This window comes from Gordonia phthalatica (assembly GCF_001305675.1).
In the GTDB taxonomy this organism is placed as follows: Bacteria; Actinomycetota; Actinomycetes; order Mycobacteriales; family Mycobacteriaceae; genus Gordonia; species Gordonia phthalatica.
This window is the reverse complement of record NZ_CP011853.1, coordinates 2568250-2582979: the sequence shown is the minus strand read 5'-3', so window position 1 is coordinate 2582979 and position 14730 is coordinate 2568250. Positions and strand designations below refer to the sequence as shown.

13 protein-coding genes, 1 tRNA gene and 1 pseudogene are annotated in these 14730 nt (G+C 67.7%); 11 read left to right on the top strand and 4 right to left on the bottom strand.

Annotated features, from left to right (window positions below):
- Window positions 1–33 precede the first annotated feature (33 nt).
- Window positions 34–933, top strand: coding sequence for an acyl-CoA thioesterase (locus tag ACH46_RS12110; protein ID WP_062393140.1), 900 nt, complete (start codon window positions 34–36; stop codon window positions 931–933).
- A 1-nt stretch (window position 934) separates the two neighbouring features.
- Window positions 935–1546, top strand: a complete 612-nt coding sequence (locus ACH46_RS12105; protein WP_226995603.1) for a hypothetical protein — start codon at window positions 935–937, stop codon at window positions 1544–1546.
- A gap of 61 nt (window positions 1547–1607) precedes the next feature.
- Here the strand turns inward: ACH46_RS12105 and ACH46_RS21970 are convergent.
- Both ACH46_RS21970 and ACH46_RS12095 read right to left on the bottom strand, forming a co-directional pair.
- Window positions 1608–2352, bottom strand: a pseudogene (locus tag ACH46_RS21970) (copper homeostasis protein CutC).
- Entirely contained in the window at window positions 2349–4385 is a 2037-nt protein-coding gene (locus ACH46_RS12095; RefSeq protein ID WP_062393138.1) for a CocE/NonD family hydrolase, read from the bottom strand. Before ACH46_RS12095 ends, ACH46_RS21970 begins: the two are co-directional and overlap by 4 nt.
- A 235-nt stretch (window positions 4386–4620) precedes the next feature.
- Between ACH46_RS12095 and ACH46_RS12090 the strand changes: the two genes are divergently transcribed.
- From ACH46_RS12090 to ACH46_RS12060, 7 genes are all read left to right on the top strand, one after another.
- A tRNA-Leu gene (locus ACH46_RS12090) sits at window positions 4621–4702 on the top strand.
- Window positions 4703–4763: 61 nt separating this feature from the next.
- On the top strand, window positions 4764–5369 hold the full coding sequence (locus ACH46_RS12085; RefSeq protein ID WP_062393136.1) for an ANTAR domain-containing response regulator: 606 nt from the start codon (window positions 4764–4766) through the stop codon (window positions 5367–5369).
- 122 nt (window positions 5370–5491) lie between these two features.
- Window positions 5492–8185, top strand: coding sequence for a DNA polymerase I (polA, locus tag ACH46_RS12080; RefSeq protein ID WP_120298724.1), 2694 nt, complete (start codon window positions 5492–5494; stop codon window positions 8183–8185).
- Window positions 8185–9249, top strand: coding sequence for an isocitrate/isopropylmalate dehydrogenase family protein (locus ACH46_RS12075; protein WP_062393135.1), 1065 nt, complete (start codon window positions 8185–8187; stop codon window positions 9247–9249). The genes polA and ACH46_RS12075 overlap by 1 nt, the downstream gene beginning before the upstream one ends.
- Window positions 9250–9390: 141 nt before the next feature.
- The gene (locus ACH46_RS12070; protein ID WP_062395342.1) at window positions 9391–10293 is read left to right on the top strand and encodes an ABC transporter substrate-binding protein; all 903 of its coding nucleotides are present in this window, start codon (window positions 9391–9393) and stop codon (window positions 10291–10293) included.
- A gap of 4 nt (window positions 10294–10297) precedes the next feature.
- Window positions 10298–11242, top strand: coding sequence for an amino acid ABC transporter permease (locus ACH46_RS12065; protein ID WP_062393133.1), 945 nt, complete (start codon window positions 10298–10300; stop codon window positions 11240–11242).
- Window positions 11243–11274: 32 nt separating this feature from the next.
- The gene (locus ACH46_RS12060; RefSeq protein ID WP_062395340.1) at window positions 11275–12027 is read left to right on the top strand and encodes an amino acid ABC transporter ATP-binding protein; all 753 of its coding nucleotides are present in this window, start codon (window positions 11275–11277) and stop codon (window positions 12025–12027) included.
- Window positions 12028–12040: 13 nt separating this feature from the next.
- On the opposite strand, the gene ACH46_RS12055 is transcribed toward ACH46_RS12060, so the two are convergent.
- On the bottom strand, window positions 12041–12334 hold the full coding sequence (locus ACH46_RS12055) for a DUF2277 domain-containing protein (RefSeq protein WP_062393131.1): 294 nt from the start codon (window positions 12332–12334) through the stop codon (window positions 12041–12043).
- Window positions 12335–12343: 9 nt separating this feature from the next.
- Entirely contained in the window at window positions 12344–12889 is a 546-nt protein-coding gene (locus ACH46_RS12050) for a DUF1990 family protein (RefSeq protein ID WP_062393129.1), read from the bottom strand.
- Window positions 12890–13038: 149 nt separating this feature from the next.
- On the opposite strand from ACH46_RS12050, the gene ACH46_RS12045 reads away from it, so the two are divergent.
- Together ACH46_RS12045 and ACH46_RS12040 are read left to right on the top strand one after the other, a co-directional pair.
- The gene (locus tag ACH46_RS12045) at window positions 13039–14022 is read left to right on the top strand and encodes an oxygenase MpaB family protein (protein WP_062393127.1); all 984 of its coding nucleotides are present in this window, start codon (window positions 13039–13041) and stop codon (window positions 14020–14022) included.
- Between the two features lie 48 nt (window positions 14023–14070).
- Window positions 14071–14724, top strand: coding sequence for a TetR/AcrR family transcriptional regulator (locus tag ACH46_RS12040; RefSeq protein WP_062393125.1), 654 nt, complete (start codon window positions 14071–14073; stop codon window positions 14722–14724).
- Window positions 14725–14730: the final 6 nt, after the last annotated feature.

The following is a 14730-nucleotide window of genomic DNA, read 5'->3' as shown; positions in this document are numbered from 1 at the left end:
GCTCCGCGGCACCGCTGACATAGTGTGGGAGCCATGACCGACGGCACCCCAGATCACGACGTGACCAATTCCGCCGATCTCGCCAAGCTGATCGAGCTTCTCGACGTGGAGCGCGTCGACGACGACCTCTTCATCGGGCAGCATCCCGATCAGGTGATGGCACGGACCTTCGGCGGGCAACTCCTCGGCCAGGGAGTGGTGGCCGCCGGCCGCACCATCGTGAAGGGAAATCCGCCCGTCCACGCATTGCACGCGCACTTCATCCGCGGCGGCGACGTCACCAAACCGCTCGAGTACCACATCGACCGCTACCGCGACGGACGCGCCTTCGCGAACCGCCAGGTCACCGCGAAGCAGGACGGCGAGGTCATCTTCACGATGCTCGTCGCCTTCCAGGACAACTCGGCGGGCCTCGAGCACGCCGTCGAGATCCCCGAGGTCCCATACCCGGAGGAACTCCCCAAGATCGACGAGCACTTCAAGGGCTACGAGGACAAGATCGAAGCCTTCGTCAACGCCCTGCATCCGGTCGACATCCGCTTCGCGAACGACCCGACCTGGGTGATGAAGGGGACCGGTGAGAAGCTGAACCACAACCGCGCCTGGATGAAGGCCGACGGGAAGCTCCCCGACGATCCGCTGATGCACGTGGGTGCGATGGCGTACTCGTCGGACACCACGGTCCTCGACTCGATCATCACCACGCACGGACTGTCGTGGGGCATCGACCGGCTCTTCGCGGCCACCGTCAACCACTCCATGTGGTTCCACCGCGAGTTCCGCTTCGACGAGTGGATGCTCTACGCGACCGAGTCGCCCGTCGCCGCCGGATCGCGCGGCATCGGCTCCGGCCGGTTCTTCATGCGCGACGGCACCCTGGCCACCTCCGTCGTGCAGGAAGCGCTCATCAAGTACTTCCCGCCGCGGAGCTGAGATGGACCATCCGTCGATCCCCGAAGAACAACCGGGTGCCGACCCCCAGCAGCCGGACACCGAGCCCGAGACACCGGCCGACCGTTCGGACTCCGAGCCCCAGCTCGTCTCTGCCGCGGCGGCCGGCGTCGCACCGTCCGAGCACTCGCATTCGGACATGCCGCAGCCCGAGGTGCGGTTCTTTCTGCCGCCCGGGCCGCCGTTGCCGCCGAAGCGCTGGCAGCGCAAGTGGAAGATCGGGATCCGCCTCGGCAGTCTGATCGTCGGGGTGGCGTTCGTGGTGGGGGCGATCGGTGCGCTCGTCTTCGGTGTCATCTCGTCGTCGTACTTCACCGCGTCCGGCGCGGTCGAGGTGGATTGCGCGACGCGCGCCAAGCCCTTCGTCACCGACGTGGCAGTCGGTTCGCCTGTGACGATCGTGGACGCCCGGACGGGCGAGGTGTACGGATCCTCGACCCTCGGCGATTTCACGGCCCTCAAGAGCGGGATCTGCCTCGTCTCGTTCGAAGTCGAGGACGTTCCGGTCGCCAACCTCTACACCGTGCGGATCGGTAAGTCGTTCGAGGCGCTCGCCACCGCCGACACCCTCCGCGGCGGCGCGCTTCTCCGCTGAATCTCGCACTACCAACGCGTACAGCGAGACATCCGAGGCGGATGTCCGATTCTCGGAGGTTCTACGCGTTGGTAGTGCGAAGTGCGGCGGCTGCCGCCGCGACGAGGGCGGGGTCGGTGACCTCCAACTCGGACGCGGTGCCGCCGCCGGGGCCGGCAGCGCCCGGATCGGGGATCGTCGCCTTGGCGGACAGGTGCACCGCGTGCACCCCGGTGGCGAGGATCGCGGGAATCGCATCGACGGCCACTCCGCCGCCGGCCATCACCTGCACGCCGGTGTCCGCCGCGACCAACGCACGCAGCACGGCCAGGCCGTCACCCGCCTTCGCTGCGCCGCCCGACGTGAGGACCCGGTTCACGCCCAGGTCTCCGAGCGCGGTGATGGCGGCGACCGGGTCGGCGGCCGCGTCGATGGCGCGGTGGAAGGTCACGTCGACGGCCCGACCGGCCGCCTGCTCAGCCGCCCGGGCCGCATCGACCAGGACGTGTCCCCGCCGGATCCAGCGAGCCGTCCGGCCGCAGGGCGCCGACCACCACGCCGCTCGCGCCGAACCGGACCGCAGCCTGCACATCGGCGACCAGCACGGTCAGTTCGTCGTCGGTGTAGACGAAACCGCCCGGTCGAGTGCGGATCAGGACGTGGACATCGATCCCGACCGCCGATGCGCCGTAGATCAGGCCGGGCGACGGCGTCAGTCCGCCGGTCGCGCCGAGGGCGGCGCAGAGTTCGATCCGGTCGGCGCCGCCGTCCCGGGCGATCACCGCGCCGGCGACGTCCTGGACGGCGATCTCCAGTGCGGCGGTCATCGAATCGCCTTCGACAGCGGCACGTTGACCCAGCTCGGATTCGCCGGATCGATCTCGATGTACTGGGGGCGCAGCTGCGACGACCACAGCCCCGGACCCAGCGGCACCGACTTCGGGAAGTTGAACGAGTACAGGTCCACGCGCAGGCGGTCACCGGGCTTCAGCGCGGCCTGCGTGGCCGACATCGGGATGTCGATGTCCAGGATCTGACCGGGGCGCACCTTGCTGTAGTGATCCAGCGACAGGTACAGGAACGGATCGGTGAGGTCGCCGTTCGGGGCGTACGTGCTCTTCGACGCGTCCACGCCGCGCAGCGACACCATCAGCTGGCCCATCGACACGATCTGCGACCGACCGTCCGGGGAGACGATGTTGACCGTCGCATGCCAGTACCCGTCGGTCGCCTTCAGGCGCTGCCGCAGGTGGACGACCGGCGTGCCGCTGATGCGGGTCAGCGACGAGACCGGCTTGCCGGTGAACGTCTGCGCGGCCACCTCCGACAGGCGCGTGTCCTTACCGCAGAAGTCGAACAGGATCGTGACACCCGCGGCGGCCTGTGCGGCGTCGCGGTCGCACAGCGTCGAGAGGCCGGGTTTCACCTCGCGGGTGGCGCGACGGGTCGGCTTGGCCGAGCTGAGCGAGCCGTCGCCGGCGACGGGAGTGTTCACGGTGCGCGACGGTGTGCCGCGCAGGTACTGCCGCTGGTAGGTGTATCCGGGCAGGGGATAGGTGTCGCCCTGGAGGAAGTTCCCGGTCGGCTCGGAGGCGAGCGTGGCGGGCGAGTACCGGTCGATGCCGTTGTGGATGCCCTTGAGCCACCGGTCGTACCAGGCGCGGGCGAGGACGTCGATGCGCGGCGGGTGCCCCTTCTGCCCGAAGTTCGAGCTGGAGGTGATGTGGTAGCCGTCATCCATGATGAGCTTCTTCTGCGCGTTCGGCAGCTGCGACAGTCCGCTGAGCAGACGCGATTCGGAGTTGGTGAACAGGTCGTTCCATCCGCCGATCGCGAACGTCGGCGTCTGCACCCGGTTCACGTCCGTGAACAGCGACTTCCGCCGTGCGGAGTTCGCCGTCATCATGTCGCGGGTCTTGGGGGCGAAGTCCTTCACGTTCCGGGTCGCGAGCGCGTCGATCAGCACGTCGAAGTAGGTCAGCGGATCCTTGATCCGGTCGGCGAGCCACTTCCAGTCGAAGGTGCCGTTCAGCATCGACGCGATGTTCGGGATCATCTTCGACGAGTTCACCAGGGTCAGCCACGGCAGCAGGAAGCCGAATCCGAGGCCGCCGCCGGGGGCGATGATGTCGCGGACCAGGTCGGCGCCGGGGACGACGGGGAAGATGGCCCCGAGCTTGCCCGGGTCGTCGGACGCGGCCTGCAGCTGGTTGATGCCCGAGTAGGAGACGCCTGCCATGCCGATCTTGCCGTTGGACCAGCGCTGCTTGGCCGCCCAGTCGACCACCTCGACGGTGTCCTTGCGTTCGCGATCGCCGAAGACCTGCCACGTGCCCTGGGAGAAGCCGGTGCCGCGAACGTCCACGACCAGCATGTTGTAGCCGCTCTTGATCAGCTGCGGGTCGTAGGCGAAGGTCTGGATGAGTCCGCCGCGGAGTGCACCGACGAGCTCGTTGTAGCCGGACAGAACCGTGCCGCGGAGGTTGATGCCGTTGAGCAGGTCGATCAACTGCGGGACCAGGACCGGATAGTTCATCACCTCGGACGCCAGCGCGCTGACCATCTTGGTGTACGGCGTCATGTTCACGATGGTCGGCAGCTTGGTGCTCACCGGCTTGCCGTCGCGGCCGACGGGGCGGATCAGGTTGCCGCGCAACACGGTGCCGTCGGACATGCGGATCGGGACGTCGGGCTTGACCGAGTAGCCGCCGTACTTCTGCTTGCCGTCGTGAGTGCGCGTCCACTGCGCGGCGAGCGCACCGTAGACGGCGGCATCGGAGCGACCCGTGCCGACGGGTGCCGCGACCAGCGGAAGCGCGGTCAGCACGGCGATGAGAACCGACGTCAGACGACGCCGCATGGATGATGACTTCACAGTGTTGTTCCTCCCCGAAGGCGCAACGGGCGCAACGCATGAGACACGAGAACGTGTTCTTACTCTCAGGTAACACTAAGTGTGATCTGAGAACAATGGAAGAGCCTCGCGTAGTTTCGGTGCATTCCTCCCTCGGCGTCGGGCCGTCGCCGACGTCGACAGGGGCCGATGCGGTCGATCGCGAACGGTGTGCGTACACTCGTTTCTCGCACCACCACCGGCCCCGGTGGCGAAATTGGCAGACGCGCCGCACTCAAAATGCGGTCTCTAACGAGGTGCCGGTTCGAGTCCGGCCCGGGGCACAGCAGCCACGATCCCAGCGAGTCGCGGATCTGATCGCCAACCAGGAGCGGAGCCGAGTTCATGAGTGAGACAGGCGGAACCGTCCGACCGGCGAGCCGGGTGGTGGTGGCCGAGGACGACTCGCTGATCCGCATGGACCTCATCGAGATGCTGCGTGACGAGGGCTACGACGTCGTCGGCGAGGCACCGAACGGACAGGTGGCCGTCGACCTCGCCGAATCCCTGCATCCCGATCTGGTGATCATGGATGTCAAGATGCCCGTGCGCGACGGGATCGACGCGGCCAGCGAGATCGCCCGCAAACGCATCGCACCCGTCGTGATGCTGACCGCGTTCAGTCAGCGGGAGTTCGTCGAACGCGCCCGCGACGCCGGTGCCATGGCCTACATAGTCAAGCCCTTCACCCAGGCCGACCTGGTGCCCGCCATCGAACTGGCACTGAGTCGCTACCGCGAACTGAAGGTCCTCGAAGCCGAGATCGCCGACCTCTCCGGTCGGTTCGAGGCGCGCAAGCTCATCGACCGCGCCAAGGGGCTGCTCATGGACAAGCGCGCCATGACCGAGCCCGAAGCGTTCCGCTGGATCCAGCAGAACGCCATGGACAAGCGCGTCACGATGAAGGCCGTCGCCGAGATCGTCGTCGAGACCCTGGGCGCCACGCAGTAACGTTCGCGCCGGGTCCACGACTGTCGGACCCACAACCTAGAGTGGTCTCCGTGAGTGCAGCGCAGACAACGACCCAGTCAGGTGCAGGCAAGACCGGAGGAAAGTCGGGCAGGCCGACGCTGATGCTTCTCGACGGTCACTCGCTGGCCTATCGTGCGTTCTTCGCACTGCCCGCCGAGAACTTCAAGACGAACACCGGCCAGAGCACCAACGCCGTGTACGGCTTCACGTCGATGCTGATCAACCTGCTCCGCGACGAGGAGCCGACACACATCGCAGCGGCCTTCGACGTCTCGCGCAAGACCTTCCGTTCGGAGATGTTCCCCGAGTACAAGGCGCAGCGCGACAAGTCGCCCGACGAGTTCCGCGGCCAGGTGGACCTCACCAAGGACGTCCTCGAAGCGATGGGTATTCAGGTGATGGCGGTGGAGGGCTTCGAAGCCGACGACATCATCGCCACGCTCGCCACCCAGGCGGATGCCGCGGGGTACCGCGTCCTGGTGGTGACCGGCGACCGCGACTCGCTGCAGCTGGTGAACGAGAACATCACGGTCCTGTACCCGAAGACCGGTGTGTCGGTGCTGACCCGATTCACCCCCGAGGCCGTCGAGGAGAAGTACGGGCTCACGCCGCAGCAGTACCCCGACTTCGCCGCACTGCGCGGCGACAAGAGCGACAACCTGCCCGGCATTCCCGGGGTCGGCGACAAGACGGCGACCAAGTGGATCGTCCAGTACGGCTCGCTGCAGTCGCTCGTCGATCACGTCGACGAGGTGAAGGGGAAGGTCGGCGACTCGCTGCGCGCCAACCTCGCCTCGGTGCTGATGAACCGCGAGCTCACCGAGATGATCCGCACCATGGAGCTGCCGGCCGGGCCGGACGACCTCGCGCTGCACGCCTGGGACCGGGAGCGCATCCACAAGCTCTTCGACGACCTCGAGTTCAAGGTCCTCCGCGACCGACTGTTCTCCACCCTCACCTCCGTGGAGCCCGAAGCGGACGCGGGATTCGACATCACCGCCACCCGGCTCGGCGCCGGGGAGGTCGCCGACTGGCTGGCCGCGCACACGGCGTCGGGCCGCAGCGGCCTGGCGGTCACCGCGCCGCACCAGGTGGTCGGCAGCGATGTCGAAGCGCTGGCGATCGCCGGCGCCGACGGCGAGGCCGCCTACCTCGACCCGGTGGCGTTGACGGTGGACGACGATGCGGCGCTGGCCGACTGGCTCGCCGATGAGAGCCGGCCGAAGGCTGTCCACGACGTGAAGTGGGCGATCCACGCGCTCCGCGGTCGCGGCTGGACCCTCGCGGGAGTCACCTCGGACACCGCGCTCGCCGCCTATCTGCTGCGTCCGGCGCAGCGGTCGTTCAACCTCGACGATCTCGCTCTGCGGTACCTGAGTCGTGAGCTCAAGGCGGAGGACTCGGGACCGGGCGACGGCCAGCTGTCGCTGCTCGACGACGACGCCGACGCGCAGAAGGCCGCCGAGCAGCTCATGCTGTCGGCGGCGGCCGTCGCCGAACTGGCGGACACCCTCGACACCGAACTCGAACGCATCGACTCCGCGCCGCTGCTCCGCGAAATGGAGCTGCCCCTCGCGTTCGTGCTGGCCGATCTGGAGGCGTCGGGCATCGCCGTCGACGTCGAGCATCTCGACGAGTTGGAGAGGCAGTTCGCGCAGCGCGTCCGCGACGCCGCCGAGGCCGCGTACGAGGTGATCGGCGAACAGGTGAACCTCGGTTCGCCGAAGCAGTTGCAGGCGGTCCTCTTCGACAAGCTCGACATGCCGAAGACCAAGAAGACCAAGACCGGTTACACCACCGACGCCGACGCACTCACCTCCCTGTACGAGAAGACCGAGCACCCGTTCCTCAAGCACCTCCTGGAGCACCGGGACGCCACCCGACTGCGCGTGACGGTGGAGGGCCTGCAGAAGACGATCGCCGACGACCAGCGGATCCACACCACGTTCAACCAGACTGTCGCCGCCACCGGCCGGCTCTCGTCGACCGAACCGAACCTGCAGAACATCCCGGTCCGCACCGAGGCGGGTCGCCAGATCCGCCACGCCTTTGTCGTGGCGCCGAATCCGGTCGCGATCGGCGGCGGGAACGTCGAGTTCGAGAGCCTGATGACCGTCGACTACTCGCAGATCGAGATGCGCATCATGGCGCACCTGTCCGAGGACGAGGGCCTGATCGAGGCGTTCAACGCGGGGGAGGACCTGCACAGCTTCGTCGGTTCGCGTGCCTTCGGCGTCCCGATCGATCAGGTGGACGCGCAGATGCGGTCGCGGGTCAAGGCGATGTCGTACGGACTGGCCTACGGCCTGTCCGCCTACGGTCTGGCCGCACAGCTCGGCATCGGCCGCGAAGAGGCCAAACAGCAGATGGAGCAGTACTTCGACCGGTTCGGCGGCGTTCGCGACTACCTGCACCACGTGGTGGAGGAGGCCCGGCGCAACGAGTACACGGCGACCCTGTTCGGCCGACGCCGCTACCTGCCCGACCTGAACTCCGACAACTTCCAGCGTCGGCAGTCCGCGGAACGGATGGCGCTGAACGCGCCGATCCAGGGCACCGCCGCCGACATCATCAAGGTCGCGATGATCAACGTGCAGAAGCGGATCGTCGCCGAACAGCTGCGCTCGCGCATGCTGCTGCAGGTCCACGACGAACTGGTCCTGGAGGTGGCGACCGGTGAGCGTGACGCCGTCGAGGCCCTCGTCCGCGAGGAGATGGGCGGCGCCATCGAGTTGTCGGTGCCGCTCGAGGTCTCGGTCGGTTACGGCCGCAGCTGGGACGACGCGGCGCACTGATGGGCGACACGATCCAGGTCGCGGTTCTCGCCGGCGACGGAGTGGGACCCGAGGTGGTGCCGGTCGCGATCGACGTCGCGACCCGCGCGCTCGCCGCACAGGGCATCACGCTGGCGCCGACCACGCTGCCGTTCGGCGCGACGGCGATCGCTTCGCACGGGCAGGCGGTCCCCGCCGAGACGCTCGAAGCCCTCGAAGAGATCGGCCTGTGGGTCGTCGGTCCGCACGACAGCGCGTCGTACCCGCCCGAGCTCCGCAACCCGCCGCCCGGGGCGACGCTGCGCAAGCAGTTCGGCCTGTACGCCAACCTGCGACCGGCGCGGGCGCACGGCGGGGTGCCCGCCGTCGCCCCCGACATCGATGTCCTCGTGGTTCGGGAGAACAGCGAGGGCCTGTACGCCGACCGGAACATGACGATCGGCAGCGGCGAGTTCATGCCCACGCCCGATGTCGCGATGGCGGTCGGCGTCATCACCCGGGCCGCCTCCGAGCGGATCGCGGTGGAGGCCTTCGACGCGGCTCGCCGACGCCGCGGGCACGTGACGATCGTGCACAAGGCCAACGTCCTGCGCTTGACGACCGGGCTGTTCCGTGACGTGTGCCGGGACGTCGCCCAGCGCTACCCGGATGTGCGGGTGGACGAGCAGCACGTGGACGCGATGGCTGCGCTGCTGGTGCGGCGTCCCGCCGACTTCGACGTGATCGTCACCGAGAACCTGTTCGGCGACATTCTCTCCGACCTGGCCGGCGAGCTCTCCGGATCCTTGGGGCTGGCGCCGTCGATCAACACCTCCGCGACGCAGGGGATGGCGCAGGCCGTCCACGGCGCCGCCCCTGACATCGCCGGGAGCGGCACGGCGAATCCGGTCGCGATGATCGGTTCGGTCGCGATGCTGCTGCGGTGGCACGGTCTCCGGACCGGTGACGAGCGCGTCGAAGCCGCCGCCGACGCCATCGACGGCGCCGTCGCCCATGTCCTCGCCGACGGTGTCGCGACCGGGGATCTCGGCGGCGACGCGACCACCGCGGATTTCGGCACCGCGATCACCGAACACCTGCGCTGATCGGTTCCGGGAGGCGACATTCGTCGTCGAGTTGGGCCCCACTGGGCATCCGCGACGATGAAATCCGTCATACTCATAGTTTCACCGAGGACGAATTCTCGCGTGACTTCGTCCGTCCCACAGGATCTTTGAGAGGTGTCGATGCGAGTGCGATCGCTGCGCGCCCGAGTGCTGCCGGTGCTGGTGACCGCTCTGGTTGCGACTGGGGCACTGACCAGTTGCGTGGTCGACGAGTCGGCGCTCGACACCAAGCCGTTGAAGGTGACGATCGCGGTGCAGCCCGAGATCGCCGCGTTGCTTCCGGCGGCGATCAAGGCGTCGGGCCGGCTGCGGATCGGCACTAACACCCCGTATCAGCCCAACGAGTTCAAGAACCGCGACGGCGAGATCATCGGCTTCGACGTCGACCTGGTCGACGCCGCCGCGCAGGTGTTGGGACTCCGGACCGAGTACAACGAGGCCGACTTCGACAAGATCATCCCGGCCATCCAGTCGGGCACCTTCGACATGGGCATGTCGTCGTTCACGGACTCCCTGGAACGCGAGAAGGAGGTCGACTTCGTCGACTACTTCAGCGCGGGCGTCCAGTGGGCGGCCAAGGCGGGTCGCGACCTCAATCCCGACAACGCCTGCGGTCTCCGCGTCGGCGTGCAGTCGACCACCGTCGAGGACACCGACGAGGTGCCGGCGAAGAGCGCGGCGTGTGTGAAGGCGGGCAAGGCCCCGATCATCAAGGTCAAGTTCGACACGCAGGACCAGGCCGTCAACGCGGCCCTTCTCGGACAGGTGGATGCGGTCTCCGCTGACTCGCCGGTCACCGCGTACGCGGTCAAGAAGACCGAGGGGCAGTTGCAACTCGTCGGGCCCACGTACGACGCGGCGCCCTACGGACTGCCCGTCCTCAAGGGATCGTCTTTGGCAGCCGCCATGCAGAAGGCGGTGCAGTACCTGATGGACCACGGGCAGTACGAGCAGATCTCCAGGCACTGGGGAGTGGAGGCGGGCATGATCACGCGCGCAGAGATCAACGGGGCGAAGGAATGAGTCGATGACAGTCACCGACAACCGTACGAGCGACGACCCGATCGGGCCCGCGCCCATCAAAGCGGTCCCGCTGAAGCACCCCGGACAGTGGGTGGCCGGTGCCGTCATCCTGATCCTGGTCGGGCTGTTCGTCTACGGCGCAGCGACCAACGACGCGTACCGCTGGGACACCTACTTCAAGTACCTGTTCGAGGAACGGATCCTCTCCGGCGTCGGCTACACCCTCGCCCTCACCGTGCTCGCCATGGTCTTCGGCGTGGTGCTCGGTGTGATCGTCGCGGTGATGCGCATGTCGCCGAACAAGGTGCTCAGCGCCACCGCATGGGTGTACCTCTGGGTGTTCCGCGGCACCCCGGTCTATGTCCAGTTGGTGCTGTGGGGCCTCGTCGGGTCCATCTACCCGATCGTCGATCTGGGCGTCCCGTTCGGACCCACGTTCGTCGAGATCGACATCCAGCAGCTCAGCCTCGAGTACGTCTTCGTGCTCGCGGTGGTCGGACTCGCGCTCAACGAGGCGGCGTACATGGCGGAGATCGTGCGCGCAGGCATCTCGTCGGTCGGCGAGGGGCAGATGGAGGCGTCGGTCGCGCTCGGCATGTCGTGGGGACAGACCATGCGCCGGACCGTTCTGCCGCAGGCCATGCGCGTGATCATCCCGCCGACCGGCAATGAGGTCATCAGCATGCTGAAGACCACCAGCCTCGTGCTCGCAGTGCCGTTCAGCCTCGAGCTGTACGGCCGGTCGCGCGACATCTCCGGCGTCAACTTCCAGCCCATCCCGATGCTTCTGGTCGCGTCCACCTGGTACCTGGCGGTCACGTCGGTGCTGATGGTGGGGCAGCACTTCCTGGAGAAGCACTACGCGAAGGGCGCTTCGCGCCAGCTCACCGACGGCCAGCTGGAAGCGCTCGCCGCGGCGGGCAAGACGATTGTGGAGGAGGGCAAGTGACCGCAGCACAGCAGTCGCAGGCAGCGCAGCCGATGGTCGTCGCCGAGCAGGTCTGCAAGAACTTCGGCGCGCTGCAGGTGCTCAAGGGCGTGTCCCTGGAGGTGGAGCGCGGCGAGGTCACCTGTCTGATCGGCCCGTCGGGATCCGGCAAGTCGACCTTCCTCCGCTGCGTCAACCATTTGGAGAAGGTGAACGCCGGCCGTCTCCTGGTCGACGGCGACCTGATCGGTTACCGCGAGCGCGGCGGCAAGCTCTACGAGATGAGCCCGCGCGACGCGGCACGGCAGCGCCGCGACATCGGCATGGTGTTCCAGCACTTCAACCTGTTCCCGCACCGCACCGCCCTGGAGAACATCATCGAGGCCCCGGTCCTGGTCGGCGGGAAGTCGAAGTCGGAGGCGACCGAACGCGCCTACGACCTCCTCGAGCAGGTGGGGCTGCGCGCCAAGGCCGACGCCTATCCGGCGCAGTTGTCGGGCGGGCAGCAGCAGCGTGTCGCCATCGCCCGCGCGCTCGCCATGGATCCCAAGCTGATGCTGTTCGACGAGCCCACCTCGGCGCTCGACCCGGAACTCGTCGGCGACGTCCTCGCCGTGATGCGGACGCTCGCGTCCGAGGGCATGACGATGGTCGTCGTGACCCACGAAATGGGCTTCGCCCGCGAGGTCGCCGACCAGCTGGTCTTCATTGACGGCGGCGTCGTCGTCGAGAAGGGCGACCCCCACGAGGTCCTCGGCAATCCTCAGCAGGCTCGGACCAAGGAGTTCCTCTCCAAGCTGCTGTGACCGTGCGGTTCGATCAGCGGGCGGCAGCGCTCGCGGCGGCTTCTCGCGCCGCGATCCGCGCCTGGACCTCCGGTCTGCGGAGAGGCGGCACGGTCTGGGGCGGCTGCCTCCGCGCGGGGAGTTCGCTGAGGAGTTCGCGCGTCGCGGCCGTCACCGCGGCGACGGCCCGATCGATCGCCTCGCGGTTCGCAGCGCTCGGCTTCCGGATTCCGGACACCTTGCGGATGTACTGAAGCGCAGCGGCTTCGATCTCGTCTTCGGTTGCTGCCGGCTCGAGGCCGCGCAGTTCTGTGATGTTGCGGCACATACCGCCACGCTACGTGCTCGCACACAGGGACAACAGGTACCGATCGGTAATTCGGGACTGGACCGCCGCGGCCACCGGCGCGCCCAGCTTGGTCAGAAGTGACCCCGGGCGCGAGAAGCCGTCGAGCGTGAAGCGGACCAGCCCGTCGTCGTCGACCGATACCCGGAAGCACTCCTCGCCGGCCTCGGGATGGCCGGGGAGTGTTCCGTAAGCGAAGGCGGCCACTCGCGGCTCGTCGATCACCGCGACGACGCGAACCGGCGCTCGCATCCGCAGGCGGCCGAGACCGATCGACACCTCGGCGACGACGCCCGGTGCCACCCGCGGCGACGAAGCGCGCACGCGCACCCCGGAGCGGAGCTGCACCTGCCACGCGAACAGTGCCTCCCGTGCGACGGCGAACGGGACGTCGAGCGGTCCGCTGCGATGCAGCCGGTGGAATCCGCTCGGGACGGCACGGTCGAGGCTCGCGCCGACGGCGTCGTAGGTGAACGCGGCTCGGTCGAGCCGATCCATTCTTCGGCAATCGAGGACCTCCGCGCGTGGGGTGTCCATGAAAGGGATGGTAGACGCAGTGCGGACGGCCCGATCGAATCTCCTCTTGCCATGTCGAGGTTGGATGCTACAGTTCTGAATGAATTACATTCATTCATGTAGGAAGTGTTTGTGACGACACGTCCTCGACCATTGGGGAGATCACGAGAATGACCACAGAAGCGCGTCCGCAGTTTCACGCGCCGGGTCGGCAGATCCGGTCTGTCGACTACGGATTCTTCGGTCCGGAGTCCCCGACGTGGAAGGTGTGGACGGCGCCGACCGCGTTGATCGGTTTCCAGCGCGCCGTCACTCTCGAGCATTTCGATCCCGGACTCACCGCGGCGGTCGCGGATCTGGGCGGCATATACTCCGACCCGCTCGGGCGGATGGACCACACGTTGGCGTACTTTCTGATCGTCGCCGTCGGTGACAGTCAGATGGCGGTCCAGGCGTCGGAGCACCTGACAGCGGTTCACGCGAAGTCCACGGGCATCGACCCGATCACCGGTCGCCGCTACAGCGCGAACAATCCGGCGTCGCAGCTCTGGATCCACGTGACGGGTTGGCACTCGGTGCTCAAGTGCTACGAGATGTACGGGCCGGGACCGCTCGCGCCCGAGGAAGAGGACCGCTACTGGGAGGAGTGCGCCATTGCAGCGCAGCTGCAGACGTGCAAGGTCTCCGACGTCCCGCGCACGCGTGATGAGGTGCGAGACTATTTCGATCGCGTCCGGCCCACACTGTGTGTCTCTGAGCGTGCTCGCCGCGGCATGCACTATCTGCTGTACACACCGAGCTCGCGGGGCGGGAGACTCTGGCTCACCTCGCGTCTGGTGGCACCCGCCGCCATCGCAAGCCTGCCGCGGTGGATGCGTGAACTGGGCGGGTTCGAACTGCCGATCGGCGTCTCCGCCGCCTACCGGCCGATGGTTCGAGCTGCGGTCGCGTCCATCGAGAACAACCCAGCGGCGCTCGTCCGAGTGGCGGACCACGCGGTCGGCCCGATGACCGGTGGGCTCTACCGCCAGCACGTCAATGCCTCGGACCCCTCGTTTCCGGCTGTCGTCGACGTCGAGGATGCGCGGTCGAAGTACGGTCGGTCCGCCGGACCTGGAGTAGAGGCCGACCCCGTGGTCGGTCGTACGATGTGACGAGACGAAGGCGGCGGCGGTCCGCGGGCGGGACAGGAGGTCGATCGGATGGGGCATGCCGAGGCGGTGGCGCCGGCGCAGGAACCGACGGTGCGGCCACGCGCCAAACACCTCGGACCGGAACGTCGCCGCCCGCAGATTCTCGACGTCGCGTTGGAGATCGCCGCGGAGTCCGGCGTCTCCGCGGTGACCATCGTCGCGATCGCCGAGCGCATGAACGTGACTCGTCCGGTTGTCTACGCGGGCTTTCCCGGCCGGGCTGAGATCCTCCAGGCGCTGATCGCCCGAGAAGAACGCTATCTGGGTGAGGCGCTCGCAGTGATCCTCCGTGACCGCGACGTGGCTGCCCCCGAGTCGGTCTTCGTCGAGGGCTTCCAATCCCTGTTGTCGGCGGTGCAGGCGCGACCGCAGGGATGGCGGCTTCTGTATGGCAGCCCCGATGCCGACGTCATGGATCTGTTCGGTCGCGGGCGACGGGTGGTCGTGGAGCGGTGCTCACAACTGCTCGCGCCGACCCTCGCCTCATGGGGAGTCGACGACGCCGCCGCGAAGTTGCCCGTCCTCGTCGAGTTCTGGGTGAGCGCGGGGGAGAGTGCGGTCCGGACCCTACTGGCGCAGGACCCTGACACTCATGTCTGGTCGCCGGATCGTCTCGGTGCCTTCGTCGGCCAAGCGGTCTATCGCGGACTCAGACACGCCTGAACCGCG